Below are 13,695 nucleotides of genomic sequence, written 5' to 3'. Positions count from 1 at the left end.
CTATTATCCCTCCCGGGACAATATATTCGGCGAACGGCTCCTGCGCTGTAGACCTCCGTGGAAATATAGCGGGAAGAACTAGCGCGTTCTTCCATATTGCTTGGCGTACGAGAGGATCCGCCGGTATACCGTTTGATCCTTGAAATGCTTTAACGGATAAAATTGCGGGCGCGTATTCACCTCCAGAATCCAAGGCTTGCCGTCCGGATCCAGACCGATATCCAGTCCCAATTCGCGAAACCCCTTGTTGTGGCCGTCAAAGCATTTGCCTACCTCGACGCCCATTCGTTCCAGTTCGCTTCTCGTTCGGCCGATTCGCGAAGGACCGTAGCCGGCGCCGCTCAGCGTAGACTTCAGGAAGCCGAGTTTGCCTCCCTGATTGTAATTCGTGGCGACCTTGCCGGGCTTGCCGATCTTCGCGAATATCGCGGTGCTCTTCCATGTGCCCCGACTGGACTTCTGCACCATGACCCGAAGGTCGAACGGCATCCCCTTCGTTCTTGCCAAGTCGATGCCCTTCTGCAGCAGATACGGCCTGGTCTTGGCCAGCCGATCCAGCTCCTCGTACAAAGAATCCGGGGTGGGCCAATCGTCTTGCCCCGCGTTCGATCGGGTCCGGTACCCTTCCTCCGTCTTCAGGATCCGAACGATATTCGAGCCGCCCCACCCTCTTACGGGCTTGAAGTACACGACGGGATACATGATCAGCATCTCTTCGAGATTCGTTTTGTCGAACAGCTTCGTCTCGGGAATATATTCCTGCAGATCCTGCCGTTCCAGCAGCCACTTCGTTTTGGTCCACTTGCTGCCGATCGAATAGCTTTTATACTTCGCCACTGAGCTTCACCGCCTCTGCCCCCAGCATATGCGGAGGACAAGAGAGCCTGTCACCACGCCTGCCCAGGGGCATGCGCCCGAACCGGAAAAACGTTTTCCGGCGAAGCCGTCGAAAACCGCGATTACTTGCTTGCCAGGAACGCGTCGAACTGCTTCTGCTTCTCGGCGATCACTTTGTCGACGCCGGCCGCTTTGAGGGCGGATACGTATTCCGGCAGCATCTTGTCCGGATCCACCGAGCCGGTCTCGATCGCGGCCCCGTATTGCTTGATCACGTTGGCGAGAGCGCCGACTTCGGCTTTGACGGGCTCGCTGTCGAATACGAAGCCGAGGCCGGGGGATTTGATGGCGCCTTCGTTGAACTGGCGGAACTGATCCCATTTGTCCGGCGCTTCCGAATCCCATACGTGGTTCAGGAACTGGTTCCCCAGCTCCCAGGCGACGCCGGGAGAGTAGTTGGCCGCTTGCGCCGTCGGCGTCATCACGTCCCCGTTCAGCGTGTAGTGAACGCCTTCGATGCCGAAGTTGATCAAGTTGACCAGCTCTTTGTCCGTATGAAGCAGGTTGATAAACATCATGGCCCTCGCCGGGTCTCCGGAGGTGGAGGAGATGGCCAGCATGGCGCCCGCCGTTTCGCTGGTGGAGACGGTCTTGCCGGTGAAATAGATTTCCGTCAGCTTGTTCTGCAGACCGGCTGCGGCCGCCAATTCCGCGTCTTTGCCGGGCTTGAGCGGCTGGATGGCCGAGAAGACGTTGCCGGCCTTGAAGGCGTCGCCTTCCGAAAGCTGGGTCGTGGCCGCGTCCTTATTGATATAGCCTTTCTGGTAATAATCGCGCGTAATGTTGACCATTCGCTTGTAAACGTCGAAATCTTGCGCCAGCTTCACGGTCGTATCCGTCTTTTCTTTCTCGATGACGCCCGGAATGGTGCCGTCGCCGAGCGAGTCGAACTCCGTCAGCTGGCCGACCAGCGAGCCGCCCATCATGTAGAGCGGAATCATGTCCGGCTTTTTCTCCTTGACGGTTTTATAGATGGCGTCCAAATCTTCCGGCTTCTTCACCTGGCTCATATCCAGGCCGAGCTCGTCGGCGATGTCCTTGCGGTAGACGAGTCCCCCCGCGAACGCCAGCTCCTTGTTCGTCGGGATGCCGTAGTTTTTGCCGTTGATCTTCGAGCCTTCCAGGAAAGCCGGATCCAGCGAATCGATGATGCCCTGGCCGTATTGCTTGAGCAGATCGCCGAGATCCAGATAGGCGCCTTTCGCCACGTTCTTGGAATAGCCGTTCCATTGGGCGGTGAACAGCACGTCGACCGGCTCGCGGGAAGCGATCATCAGGTTCATCTTGTCGTCCCAGACGCCCCAGTCGATCGGAATCAGGTCGATCGTCGCGTTGATCTTCTCCGTCAAAATCTTGTTCATCGCATCTTCCACTTTTTTCTCGTCCGGCTGCGGCGGCCCCTCGTACACGACTTTCAGCTTGTACGGCTTCAGATCGGCCGCCACGCTCGCCGTGGACGAATCGCCGCTTGCCTTGCTGCCTCCGCTGTCGGAGGGCGACGCGGACGGACTTGCGCTTGCGCTGCCGCCTGCGCTGCCGCTCGGACTGCCGCCGGAGCTGCCGTTATTGCCGTTGTTCCCGCCTCCGCAGGCCGACAGCACGAGCGATGTGGTCATGCCGAGAAGAAGAACGATCGAGGCTTTTTTCTTCATTTGCTTCATAAGCGAAATGACCTCCCTTAGCCACATTTTCACTGGCATGGCATATTCAGCCAGCGAATTTATTTTAGTCCGAATATTCCGAACATTCTAACGCAATCGTGACTTTGTTATCGCTTACGTGACCTTTTTGCCAAAGTCAGCCTTTGACCGCGCCGACCGTCAGCCCTTTCACGAAGTACTTCTGGAAGAACGGATACGCGAAGATGATCGGCCCGACGCCGACGATGACGAGCGCCATGCGGACCGTCTCGCTCGGGAAGTTGAACATGCCGCCCGCCTTCGCGATCTCCGCCGCCGCCGTGGGGTTGCTGGACAGGTATTGAATGTTGGCGAGCATCTTATAGAGCAAATATTGAACCGATATATTGTTGTCGTTCGTGATGAACACGAGACTGAGGAACCAGTCGTTCCAATACGTAAGCGTCTGGAACAGCGCGACGGTCGCCATGACCGGCATGGAGAGCGGCAGCACGATCCGGATGAAGATGCGTAGCTCGCCCGCCCCGTCGATCTTCGCCGATTCCAGCACTTCTCCCGGGATGGTCGTGGAGAAGAACGTACGCACGATCAGCACCCAGAAAGGGGCCATGATGAGCGGCATGATGAGCGACCAGAGCGTATTCTTGAGGTCGAGCATCTGGACGTAGACGAGATACCAAGGCACGAGACCGCCGCCGAACAGCATCGTGAAGAAGACGAAGAACGTGAAGAACTTCGCGTGCGGGAACTGTCTGCGGGATATCGGATACGCGTACAGGGCGATAATGATCATACTGAGCGCCGTTCCGACGACGGTGACGATGATCGAGACGCCGTACGACCTCAGGATCTGATGCAGATCGTGAAGCAGGAAACGGTAAGCCGCCAGATCGAATCCGGAAGGAATGAACTTGTAGCCTTCCCGGACGACCGAATTCTCGTTGGAGATCGACACCGATACGATCAGCACGATCGGAATGATGCAGAAGAGCGAATACAGGACGAAAAAAACGTGGATGCAAAGCGATGCCGCGGAAGGAAGCCGATTTTTCGGATTGGACCCGGACAGAACCTTCTCCGCTGCTGTCTCCATAAGTTTCCCTCCTAGAAAAGCGCGTTATCTTTATTGAAGGATCGCACGACGTAGTTCGAAAAGAACACGAGCGCGAATCCGACAACCGACTGCAGCAGCCCCGCAGCGGAGGACAAGCCGATATCCCCGACGGTCAGGAACGTGCGATAAACGTACGTATCGATGACGTTCGTCACCGGGAAGAGCACGCCCGAGTCGCGGGTCACCTGGAAGAACAGCCCGAAGTCGGCATTGAAGATCCGGCCGATCTGCAGCAGCATCATGATCATGATGATCGGCATAATGAGCGGCACCGTAATGCTTGTCAGCTGCTTGAACCGGCTGGCGCCGTCGATGGTCGCGGCTTCGTAAAGCTCCTCGTCGATGCCGATGATGGCGGCCATATAAATGACGGTGTAATAGCCCATTCCTTTCCACGTATTGACGATCGTCAGAAGGAACGGCCACACTTCCTTCGTGAAGTACCATCGCACCGGATCGAGCCCGAGCGCCGGGAGCAGCGTGCCGTTCAGGTAGCCGTGCTCGTCGCTGAGAAAACCGAATACGAGGTAGCTGATGACGATATACGATAGAAAATACGGCAGAAACATGATCGTCTGATGCGTCTTGGCGATAAAACGGTTCTTGATCTCGTTCAGCATGATGGCGATCGCGAGCGGAATGACCATGTTGATCGCGATGAACACCGAATTGTAAGCCAGCGTGTTTCTCGTAATGATCCAGGCGTCCGACGTCTTGAACAGGTACTCGAAGTTGCGCAAGCCGACCCACGGGCTGCCCAGAATCCCGTCCGTGTAGTTGATGTTCTTGAAGGCGATCACGATGCCGAACATGGGCAAGTAGTTGTTGAGAACCAGCAGCGCGACTCCCGGCAGCAGCATCAAATAAAACATCCAATACACCCGAAATGTCCTCAGCAGCGTCCATTTGCGCCGTTTGGCCTCCGGAGCGCGAGCCGCCGTAATCGCTTCCGCGGCCGAATTCGCCATGATGCCTCTCCCTCCTTCTTCTCAACTCCCTCGCTCTTATTGTAGGAAAATCGGGCCCCGTCCTCTAACGCCGTCGTGACCTCTTTAACGGTCTCGTGACTTGGTTACGTGACGTCTTGATGCCTCTTGCGATACTCCTGAGGCGTCAATCCCGTCATCTTCTTGAACAGCTTCGAGAAGTGCGAGAAGTTGCAGTAGCCGACCGAGCTCGCGATATCGCTGATCTTGTTATTGGTGCGGGCAAGCTCGACTTTCGCTTGGGACGTTCTGCGGTCGACCATGTAGTCGGTCAGCGATAAGCCCGTCTCCTTGCGGAACAGCCGGGACAAGTAGGCCGGGTTCAAGTAGACCTGCTCGGCGATCGATTCCCGGTTGAGATCGAGATGAAGATGATCGTCGATAAATTGCCGGACCTTCACGACGGTCTGGGACATCATCATGCCCTGCCCGTCCATGTAATCCGCGGCGCTTCCGAGCAATCTCATCGACCACGCCTTCATCGCGCCGAGCGATTTCATCGCTTGAACCCCGTTCTCCCACTCTCCTTGCCCGTATAACTCCGCCGGCGATAGATTCTTCTTCTGCAGCAATTGATAGACGATATGGATCATTCCAAAATAATAGCGGGACAAGTAGTCGCGATCGGCTTCCTCCTGCTGAAGGCGGTCGAACAGCTGCTCGATCCGGTCCAGCACCTCGCGCTTTTTTCCTTGCAAGACGAGCTCTCCCCACTCTTCGAGATCGGGAACGTTCGCCTGCATCCGCTTCGGCTTGGCATCGGGGGCCTTCCGGTGCACGGCGCCCATCCTGCTGACGTTCCCGCGCTCCATCTCCGACAGCTGCCGGACGGCCTGCCGCAGCCCGCCGGCCGTGACCGGCTCGCCGATGTAACAGGATACGATTCCGTACAAATACTCGGAGCACTTGCGAATATATTCCCGGCAGCGCTCCGCCAGCTCCTCTACATCCTCGTCCGCATCGTACAGCAGAGCGAACAGCATCCCGTTCTGCTCCTGCACGATATGCCCCTCGCGGTCTCGCAGCAGAATGTCGGCCGCGGCGTTCTTCAGCGCGTAGGTCATGATCTCTTCGTCGCGCGCGCTCCACTCCTGCTTCCATTCCTCGATGCTGATCAGAACGGGAACGATGGCGGACGACATCCCGAGCTTCAAGCCGTAGAGCGCGAACGCCGGCAGCAATTGCTCTTCGGTAGCGGGGAGGCGAAGGTTGAGCACGTCCTGCCACAGCCTCTCGACCAGCAGCGGAAGCTGACGATTCCACTGATCGTAATAGAATTCGTACGTTCGGCGCAGCGATTCCTCCTCCTCCCGGCCGGCCACCTCGTCCAGCGCCTTCTCGACCGCTTGCCTGAGCAGGGCGTGGTCGATCGGCTTCAGCATATAGTCGAAGCCCGACAAATGCACCGCCTGCTGGGCGTATTTGAAATCGGCGTGTCCGGTCAGAAAGATCGTCTTCGTCTGGGGAGAGTGGACGTTCGCCCAGGCAAGCAGCTCGATGCCGTTCTCTTGGGGCATATCGATGTCCGAGATCATCACGTGGATCGGATGCTCGCCGAGGATCCGGCGCGCCTCTTCGGCGTCGTACGCGGTAAAAATATGGGCGAGCGGCAGCGCCGACCAATCGATTCCCTCCGCGATGCCGCGGATAGCCACTTCCTCATCGTCCACGACGAGCAGATTATACATGGGCAACCTCTCCTTCCGGTTGAATTCCCGCTTCTTCGCCAAGCGGGAGGCGGATCAGGACGGCCGCGCCGCCTTCCTCGCCTTGGTTCCCGAATTCGATCGCGGCCGCCTCTCCGTAACGCAGCTGCAGGCGCTGCACGACGTTCATGATGCCGAGCCGGCTCGACTCCGTCTGCGGCAGCGGAGCGCGATCGTTAAGCCGTTCCAGCACGTCCGGCGCGAAGCCGGCCCCGTTGTCCCGAATCGTCAGCGCCAGGAAGCTTTGCCGTCCGTCCGAGAACTGCCTTCCGACGATCTCGACGAGGAACGGCTTGCGGCGGTTGACGAATCCGTGGATGATGGCGTTCTCGACGAACGGCTGCAGCGACAGCGTCGGGAGTTGAAGCGCTTGCAAATGATCGGGTACGTCGACCGAACAGCTCAGCTTGTTCGGGAAGCGGAATTTCTGGATTTCGATGTAGTTCTCGATGTGTCTCATTTCCTCGCCCAAGCTGATCGAATCCCGATTCACCCGCATGATGAACCGGAAATAATCCGCCAGGTGAAGCGCCATCCTTTTCACGGAATCGTGATCTTTCAGCGCTGCGAAATTATAAATGATGTTCAGACTGTTCGCGTAAAAATGCGGGTTGATCTGGGCTTGGAGCTGCTTGAACTCCATCTTCTGCGCCCGCAGCTGTTCTTCGTACATTCCGATCTTGAGCGTTTTGATCTGTTCGGCCATATTGTTGAACGTATTCGCCAGGAAAATGAACTCCTCGTTCTGGTTCGTCTTGATCCGCACGTCCAGCATCCCGCGCGACAGCTTCTTCATGCCGACGATCAATTGCTGCAGCGGCTTGAACACCATTCTCCGGATAAAGAACAAATACAGCGCGAAGATAAACACGATGCCGAACTCGACGAAGTAGATCACTTTCTGGAAATACGAAAGCCCCTGCAGCAAGTAGCTCTCGGGCACGAGAATGCTGACGGTGACGTCCGCCATGCCGCTTGGGCGATTCATCAGCAGGTAACGCTTCCCGCTCTTCTTGTCCGTTACGGTCTGATAGCGCCCCTCTTGAAGCCGCACCTGATCCAGCGCCACGCCCTCTCCGCTCTCCTGCTTCGGAACGCCGAGCCGTTCGCGCAGCCGGTCGCCGTCTTGACGGTAGATCGCTCCTTCCCCGATGCCGCCGTAATCCCATTGAATGGAAAGAAGATCGAGAATATCGGCGACTCGGATCATGGCGCCCATGTAGAGCCCGGGCGACACTTCCGACAGCTTCAGCAGGAAGTCGGAGCCGGCCACGAGATCGTCGTGCCAGAGCATCCATTTGTCCTGCGCGAGCATCTGATCCGATACCGCTTGATCCACGAATTGCCGGACGTCCTTTTTCAGCAGCTGCTGGGTCGAGCGGTACTTGTCGGCGTTGGGAGCGGTCGTGCTGAAGATGATATCGTTCTCCCGATAGAGGAAGATCGTGTCGATCAAGTTGTAAAAGCCGATATCCCGGTTCAGCTTGTTCTGCAGCCGGATCTTGGTCAGAACGTAGTTGTCGCTGCCGTACGGAAAAGACATGAGAAGGCCGGCGTCCGAATCGAGGACGGACATCTTGTACAAATAATCGTTGATCTGCTGCAGATTGCGATCGGTTTGGCCGACGAAGATGTCCAGCGTATTGCGGTAAGTCTCCGAAACTTTAAGCCGAACGACGTCTTTGGCGTAACCGTTGTTGACGATCAGAAAGGCGTCTACCGGCAGCATGAGGACGAAAAAGCAGATGATCAGCTGCGACTTGATCGAACGTCTGAACATAATCGATCCTCCGTGTCTATGCCGCTTGGTTCATCCTGCATTCGACTGTTTGGCGAGGGTTTATGAGGAACGGTCGAGGTGAGCTTGCATACGGTTCCCGACCGGGCTTGCCGTAGGCAAAACCGCCTTCCCGTTCGGACGGGATAGGCGGTTTGGACGAGCTACAGCTTCCAGCCGGCGAAACGTTCCTGCACGTGGTCGGACATCCAGCGGTTGACTTCCCATAAGTCCGCGACGGGCGATTGCGTATACGGCAGCGTGTGCAGGTAGCCGGGAGGCCCGAATTCGGACGTGAACGTGGCGAACGCCGCGCCTTCCGACGCCTGACGGGCGAGAATGTCCTTCCACCATCCGAGGAACAGCTCGAGCTCGGTTCGGTATTCCGGCGCTCCGGGATGCGGGACTTGCGGTCCTTCCGGATATCCGATCCGGCCGTGAATGTGAATCGCGCGCTCGACGGCGATCGCGAGGTTCTCTTTCTGATCTTCCAGGTGCGACTCGCAGACGTTCATCCAGTGGCTGAAATCGGCCGTAATTCTCAGCTCCGGAAATCGTTTCAGCAGCCGTGCCGTCGTCCATGGGGTGAACATCGCCCGCTGGCGATGCGATTCGTGGCCGATCGGGATGCCGTAGCGGGCTTCCGTCTCCAGCGCGGCGGCGAAGAATCGGTCCTGCTCGGCTTCCGGCATGCTGTCCCGCGCGCTGTGCGCCACGATCTTGAGCGGCTTGAAGCGGGCCGCGTACGACACCTGCTCCCGGAAGTCGGCTTCGGTAGCGGCGAATACCTGTACGATGTACTCGAGGCGGTATTTCTCCAGGAGCGAGGAGAACTCTTCCGCCCGGTCCTCCGAAGGCGCGGGGGCCTCCAAGCCGTCATAGCCGGCTTCGCCGATTCGGGCGAACTGCTCGGCATACGTTCCTTCCAATCCCCATAGCGCTTTGAACTGCTTCAATTCCATTTCCGGTTTCACTCCTTTTTCCGTTAAGCAGAATGAGCGATGAATCCCCTACTCAATAGAAAGGTTAACAGAAACGGCTGGAAAAGAAAACGCTTTTCGTGCGTCCGATTTTACGACGATAACTCGGCCGCCAGCTCCCGAATGGCGCGCTCGGCAGCGTCCCGCTTCGACTCCCATGCCTGGCTCAGCATCGAGACGCTGACGGCCGCTTGCGGGGAGCCTCCGGCGTCCAGAACGGGCGCCGCGACGCACCGGAAGCCAAGCACCGCTTCCTCCGCGTCGAACGCGCAGCCTTCTCTGCGGACGCTCGCAAGCTCGGCGAGCAGCGGTTCCACGGAGCCAATTGTATGCGGGGTCAGCCGCTCCCATTCATACCCTTCGTACAGCTTCCGAATGTCCGGGTCGGCCATTCCCGCCAGCAGCGCTTTCCCCATCGCCGTCGAATGGGCCGGCATGCGCGAACCCGGTTCGGACAAGAGGCGAACGGGATGGGGAGCCTCCTTCTTGGCCAGGTACACGATCTCCCGGCGCTCCAGCCGGGACAGTTGAACCGTCTCCCCGATCCGTTCGACCGTCGACTTGGCTTTCTCCAGGAATCGGTCGATCAACGGATGGCCCGACAAGTACGCGGACCCGAGAGAGGCGAAGATGGAGCCGAGCGCATAGCAATCCGCTCCGTCCCGCCGGAGCCATTCCAGCTCTTCCATCGTGTGCAGCAGCGAGAACATCGTGCTCTTGTTGATGCCCGTCTTCTCCGTCAAATCCGTCAGCCGCAGCCGCGCCGGATTCGCGGCGACTGCTTGCAGCACGAGGTGGGCGCGTTCCACGGCAGGAGCCCAATACTTGCGTTCCATTTTCACCACGTCCGTCCTTTGAATTGAAATCTTTCTTCCAGTATAACGCGCGAACGGGAAGCGGCAACCGCCACTTCCCGCCTTCCTCTTGCACTGTCGCGCATGCAGGCTCTCGCTGGAGAATCTCGCCCGTTAGAGACCGCCTGGGTCACTCCGCGACGAACCGGTTCGTGAGCGAGCCGAGCTTCTCGATCTCGATCGTCACCTCGTCGCCCGGCTGCAGGTACGCCCTCTGTTCAGGCGGCAGCCCCAGCACGACCCCTTCGGGCGTTCCGGTCAGAATGAGATCGCCCGGCACCAGCGTCATATGCTGCGAGACGTAGCTGACGATCTCGTCGCAGCGGAAGATCATGTCCGACGTGTTGGAGTTCTGGCGGACTTCCCCGTTCACGGTCGCCCGGATGGCGAGCCGGTTCGGGTCGCCGACCTCGTCCGCGGTGACGAGATAAGGACCGAGCGGGCTGAAGCCGTCGCAGCTTTTGCCGAGCAGCCATTGCGGCGTCCGGTTCTGCAGGTCGCGCGCCGACAGGTCGTTGACGCAAGCGTAGCCGAATACGTGGTCCAGCGCCTGCTCCTTCGGCACGTACTTGGCTTTCTTGCCGATGACGATCACCAGCTCCGCTTCGTAATCGAGCTCGCGGGTGACCTTCGGCACCGCGATCGGCTCGAGATGTCCGGCGAGCGTGTTGTTGAACTTGTTGAACAGAATCGGGTACTTCGGAATCGGCGCGTTCGTCTCCTCGGCGTGCTTGCGGTAATTCAAGCCGACGCAGATGATTTTGTTCGGGCGGGTGACGCAAGGTCCCCATGCGATGTCCGCTTCGTTCAGCAGGCAGGAAGCCGAATCGCCGGCGCTTTCGACGGCCTGGGACAGTTCGCGTACCTTCTCCTTCCCGCCTTCGATCACGTCCATTACCGTGCCGCCGAACCCGGCCTTACCGGCATCGACCAGCCCTTGCGGCGTCTTGACCCCAAGCCGGGATTCTCCGTCTTGCAAGAAAGTGAACAATTGCAACTTCAGCAGCTCCTTCGTTTAGGAAGATAAAATCAAAATCCGCTAGGCGTTCTTGCCGAAGACGACGCCTCCGTCAATGTACAGCGGGCTGCCCATCATGAACTTCGATTCGTCCGAGGCCAGGAACAGCGCGGCTTGCGCGACGTCTTCGGGACGGCCCAATTCTCCGCTCAGCTGGCGCTTCTTGATTCCGTCCAATCCGGCCTGCGGGTCGGCGTATGACTGCTTCAAGAAGTTCTCCACGAACGGCGTCAGAATCGTTCCGGGCAGCAAGGCGTTCACCCGGATGTTATAAGAAGCGTAATCCACCTGCATCGACTTGGTCAAGGCCAGCACCGCTCCCTTGGTCGCCGCGTAGGAAGCCCTCCGGGCAAGACCGATCTCGGCGACGCACGAGGACATGTTGATGATGCTGCCGCTCCGGCGTTCCATCATATGAGGCAGCACGTACTTGTTGGGCAGATAGACGCCGCGGACGTTGACGCTGACGATCCGGTCCCAGGCGTCCGGCTCCACCTCGTGCAGCGCGCCGACGCCGCTGATCCCCGCGTTGTTGAACAGCACGTCGATGCGTCCGAAAGCGCCGATCGCGCGTTCGACCATTTTCTGTACGGAATCCGGATCGGTGACGTCCGCCTGGATAAAAACAGCCTCGCCGCCGTCGGACCGAATGATGGCCGCCGTCTCCTCGCCCGCTTCGGACGCCAGGTCGTTGACGACGACCTGCGCCCCTTCCTTCGCGAACAGCAGCGCGGCGCTGCGGCCGATGCCCGACCCGGCTCCCGTGATCAGGACGACTTTATTGCGCAGTCGCATGGAAGTTCTCCTCCCTTTCGTTTTGTTTTGATAGTTTATTATATTAAACTTAGTTTTATATAAAAATATGTTACCATTCCCCCATTCGCAGCGTCAAGAGATTAAGCTGGTTAAATCGAACTGATGTTGAGGAACGGGAGGCAGGATATGAACCCGAAGAATGATCATGAAAGATTGCGCGAGTCCTTCGATCAAGCCGCGAATATCTATCAAGAGGCGCGTCCGGATTATCCGGCGGAATTGTTCGACGATCTGATGCAAACGACGAATTTGCATCCGGGCGACCGGTTGTTGGAAGTGGGATGCGCCACGGGAAAAGCGACTCTCCCGTTAGCCAAGCGCGGATTTAAAATCACGTGCATCGAACTAGGCGCAGAGCTCGCTGCGGTTGCCAGTCAAAACCTTGCCGGCTTGGACGTCGACATCGTCAATGCGAGCTTCGAAAACTGGCAGCCGGAGACGGAGAATCGGTTCGATCTGGTATTCGCAGCGACTGCTTGGCTATGGGTCGATCCCGAAGTTCGGTACCGAAAGGCATGGCAAGTCCTTCGTCCCGGCGGATTCCTGGCATTTTGGAACGCCAATCACGTGTTTCCGGACCATGCAGACCCGTTCTTCCGTGACATCCAAGCGGTTTACCATGAGATCGGCGAAGGTAAACCGGCAGCCGACAACGATTGGCCCAAGCCGGGGGAACTTCAGGAGCAAAGAGACGAGATTGAGAAAAGCGGCCTGTTCGAGGTTGTTCGCATCCGGCACTTCGACTGGGAGCGCATTTATCGCGTTGACGAGTATTTGAAACTTCTCCAAACCTTCTCCGGGCATATCCTGATGGAAGAATGGAAACGCGACAAACTCTTTCAGGAAATCCGCGTTCGCCTTCATCGCCGTCCGGAAAAGTCGGTTCGCCGCCACTGGGGCGCCGTTCTCCACGTTGCCCGTCGTAAAGACTTACCGTTGCAATAATAAAAACAGGGGGAGCCGGATTGCCCGCCTCCCCCTGTCGTTCGATTCGTCAGACTCCGACGCTCTTCAGCTTGCCGTCGAGGAACGTCTTGGCCCGCGGAATGTCCTCTTCGTCCAGGTGCTCGATGATGATCGGAATGTTCGGATGCAGCTCGGCCAGTCTCGCCAAGTACAGGTCGTAGTTCAGAATGCCGAGCCCCGGAGCCGGCAGCTCGACGGCGCCCGCGCCGCGGAACGTATGGGATTCCGAAGCGTCGATGGCCGCGTGCTTCTCCGCAGTGTCTTCCGCCGGCTTGCAATCCTTGGCGTGGGCGATCTTGATCCGGCTGCCCAGCGTGTTGAAGATGCGGTGAAGCTCTTCGTCGACGCGGCCGATATTGCTGTCCGAGAAATAGTTGGTCGGGTCCATCAGCAGGCCGAGCCCCGGATGGCGGACGTCCTGAAACAGGCGCGCCACTTGATCGACCGTACCGATGATGTTGTTGACATAGTTCTCCACGAGGAAAACGGAACCGTAATCGTACGCGAATTTGGCCAGCTCTTCGATTTGCGCGGCTACGGTCTCGTAGGCTTCCTCGGTGCCGTTCTTCGGATCCCACACCCAGTCGCTCTCCTCGTTGAACGTGCCGGTCTCGCTGATGACGTAGGGGCTGCCGAGGTCGCGGGCGAACTTCAGCAGGTTTTTGAGCTCGCTGATGTTCTGCTCCCGTTTGCGCGGATCGGGGTGAACGATGTTCGTATAGCCGGAGATGCACACGATCGGCAGGTTGGCGTCGCGGAACGCGTCGCGGACGAGGTTCGCTTTGGCCTTCGTCAGATTGGCCGCCGTGACGTCCAGGTCCTTGAACGACAAGTCCAGCTGCACGCAGTTGAAGCCGTCCCGTCGGATGCGGGAGATCGACTCCGCCAGCGAATGAGGATAATACCCGTTAAAAATGCCGACTGAAATCATGGCTGATTCC

The 13,695-nt window shown here is 58.2% G+C and carries 12 protein-coding genes; 1 reads left to right on the top strand and 11 read right to left on the bottom strand.

All coding sequences use genetic code 11. The features are described 5' to 3' along the window. Window positions 1–78 precede the first annotated feature (78 nt). From H7C18_RS22250 to H7C18_RS22205, 10 genes are all read right to left on the bottom strand, one after another. Entirely contained in the window at window positions 79–837 is a 759-nt protein-coding gene (locus tag H7C18_RS22250) for a YheC/YheD family protein (protein ID WP_185131305.1), read from the bottom strand. Window positions 838–959: 122 nt separating this feature from the next. Beyond that, window positions 960–2,558: an ABC transporter substrate-binding protein gene (locus H7C18_RS22245; RefSeq protein WP_185131304.1), complete on the bottom strand. Its 1,599-nt coding sequence runs from the start codon at window positions 2,556–2,558 to the stop codon at window positions 960–962. 136 nt (window positions 2,559–2,694) lie between these two features. Beyond that, entirely contained in the window at window positions 2,695–3,630 is a 936-nt protein-coding gene (locus tag H7C18_RS22240) for a carbohydrate ABC transporter permease (protein ID WP_185131303.1), read from the bottom strand. 11 nt (window positions 3,631–3,641) lie between these two features. After that, complete coding sequence (locus tag H7C18_RS22235; RefSeq protein ID WP_185131302.1) at window positions 3,642–4,619, bottom strand: ABC transporter permease; 978 nt, start codon at window positions 4,617–4,619, stop codon at window positions 3,642–3,644. Window positions 4,620–4,723: 104 nt separating this feature from the next. Beyond that, the gene (locus H7C18_RS22230) at window positions 4,724–6,325 is read right to left on the bottom strand and encodes a response regulator transcription factor (protein ID WP_185131301.1); all 1,602 of its coding nucleotides are present in this window, start codon (window positions 6,323–6,325) and stop codon (window positions 4,724–4,726) included. Then, a complete protein-coding gene (locus tag H7C18_RS22225; RefSeq protein WP_185131300.1) occupies window positions 6,318–8,123 on the bottom strand; it encodes a sensor histidine kinase in 1,806 nt (601 codons plus the stop codon). The genes H7C18_RS22230 and H7C18_RS22225 overlap by 8 nt, the downstream gene beginning before the upstream one ends. Before the next feature lie 161 nt (window positions 8,124–8,284). Continuing rightward, the gene (locus H7C18_RS22220) at window positions 8,285–9,082 is read right to left on the bottom strand and encodes a sugar phosphate isomerase/epimerase family protein (RefSeq protein WP_185131299.1); all 798 of its coding nucleotides are present in this window, start codon (window positions 9,080–9,082) and stop codon (window positions 8,285–8,287) included. A 110-nt stretch (window positions 9,083–9,192) separates the two neighbouring features. Continuing rightward, a complete protein-coding gene (locus H7C18_RS22215) occupies window positions 9,193–9,936 on the bottom strand; it encodes an IclR family transcriptional regulator (RefSeq protein WP_185131403.1) in 744 nt (247 codons plus the stop codon). A gap of 148 nt (window positions 9,937–10,084) precedes the next feature. Then, window positions 10,085–10,951, bottom strand: coding sequence for a fumarylacetoacetate hydrolase family protein (locus tag H7C18_RS22210; RefSeq protein ID WP_185131298.1), 867 nt, complete (start codon window positions 10,949–10,951; stop codon window positions 10,085–10,087). A 42-nt stretch (window positions 10,952–10,993) separates the two neighbouring features. Continuing rightward, window positions 10,994–11,767: an SDR family NAD(P)-dependent oxidoreductase gene (locus tag H7C18_RS22205; RefSeq protein ID WP_185131297.1), complete on the bottom strand. Its 774-nt coding sequence runs from the start codon at window positions 11,765–11,767 to the stop codon at window positions 10,994–10,996. Between the two features lie 147 nt (window positions 11,768–11,914). Here H7C18_RS22205 and H7C18_RS22200 point away from each other — a divergent pair, with 147 nt between their 5' ends. Next, complete coding sequence (locus H7C18_RS22200; protein ID WP_185131296.1) at window positions 11,915–12,733, top strand: class I SAM-dependent methyltransferase; 819 nt, start codon at window positions 11,915–11,917, stop codon at window positions 12,731–12,733. A 49-nt stretch (window positions 12,734–12,782) separates the two neighbouring features. On the opposite strand, the gene H7C18_RS22195 is transcribed toward H7C18_RS22200, so the two are convergent. After that, complete coding sequence (locus tag H7C18_RS22195) at window positions 12,783–13,685, bottom strand: sugar phosphate isomerase/epimerase family protein (protein ID WP_185131295.1); 903 nt, start codon at window positions 13,683–13,685, stop codon at window positions 12,783–12,785. Window positions 13,686–13,695 lie beyond the last annotated feature (10 nt).

This window comes from Cohnella zeiphila (genome assembly GCF_014212055.1).
GTDB lineage: Bacteria > Bacillota > Bacilli > Paenibacillales > Paenibacillaceae > Cohnella > Cohnella zeiphila.
Note: the sequence above shows the minus strand (reverse complement) of the source record. Positions and strands in the feature narration are given on the sequence as shown.

Bases quoted from the DNA above. Each gene is read 5' to 3' on its own strand.
- H7C18_RS22195 (WP_185131295.1), bottom strand. From the start codon at position 13,685: ATGATTTCAGTCGGCATTTTTAACGGGTATTATCCTCATTCGCTGGCG.
- H7C18_RS22200 (WP_185131296.1), top strand. From the start codon at position 11,915: ATGAACCCGAAGAATGATCATGAAAGATTGCGCGAGTCCTTCGATCAA.
- H7C18_RS22245 (WP_185131304.1), bottom strand. From the start codon at position 2,558: ATGAAGCAAATGAAGAAAAAAGCCTCGATCGTTCTTCTTCTCGGCATG.
- H7C18_RS22205 (WP_185131297.1), bottom strand. From the start codon at position 11,767: ATGCGACTGCGCAATAAAGTCGTCCTGATCACGGGAGCCGGGTCGGGC.
- H7C18_RS22235 (WP_185131302.1), bottom strand. From the start codon at position 4,619: ATGGCGAATTCGGCCGCGGAAGCGATTACGGCGGCTCGCGCTCCGGAG.
- H7C18_RS22230 (WP_185131301.1), bottom strand. From the start codon at position 6,325: ATGTATAATCTGCTCGTCGTGGACGATGAGGAAGTGGCTATCCGCGGC.
- H7C18_RS22215 (WP_185131403.1), bottom strand. From the start codon at position 9,936: ATGGAACGCAAGTATTGGGCTCCTGCCGTGGAACGCGCCCACCTCGTG.
- H7C18_RS22225 (WP_185131300.1), bottom strand. From the start codon at position 8,123: ATGTTCAGACGTTCGATCAAGTCGCAGCTGATCATCTGCTTTTTCGTC.
- H7C18_RS22220 (WP_185131299.1), bottom strand. From the start codon at position 9,082: ATGGAATTGAAGCAGTTCAAAGCGCTATGGGGATTGGAAGGAACGTAT.
- H7C18_RS22240 (WP_185131303.1), bottom strand. From the start codon at position 3,630: ATGGAGACAGCAGCGGAGAAGGTTCTGTCCGGGTCCAATCCGAAAAAT.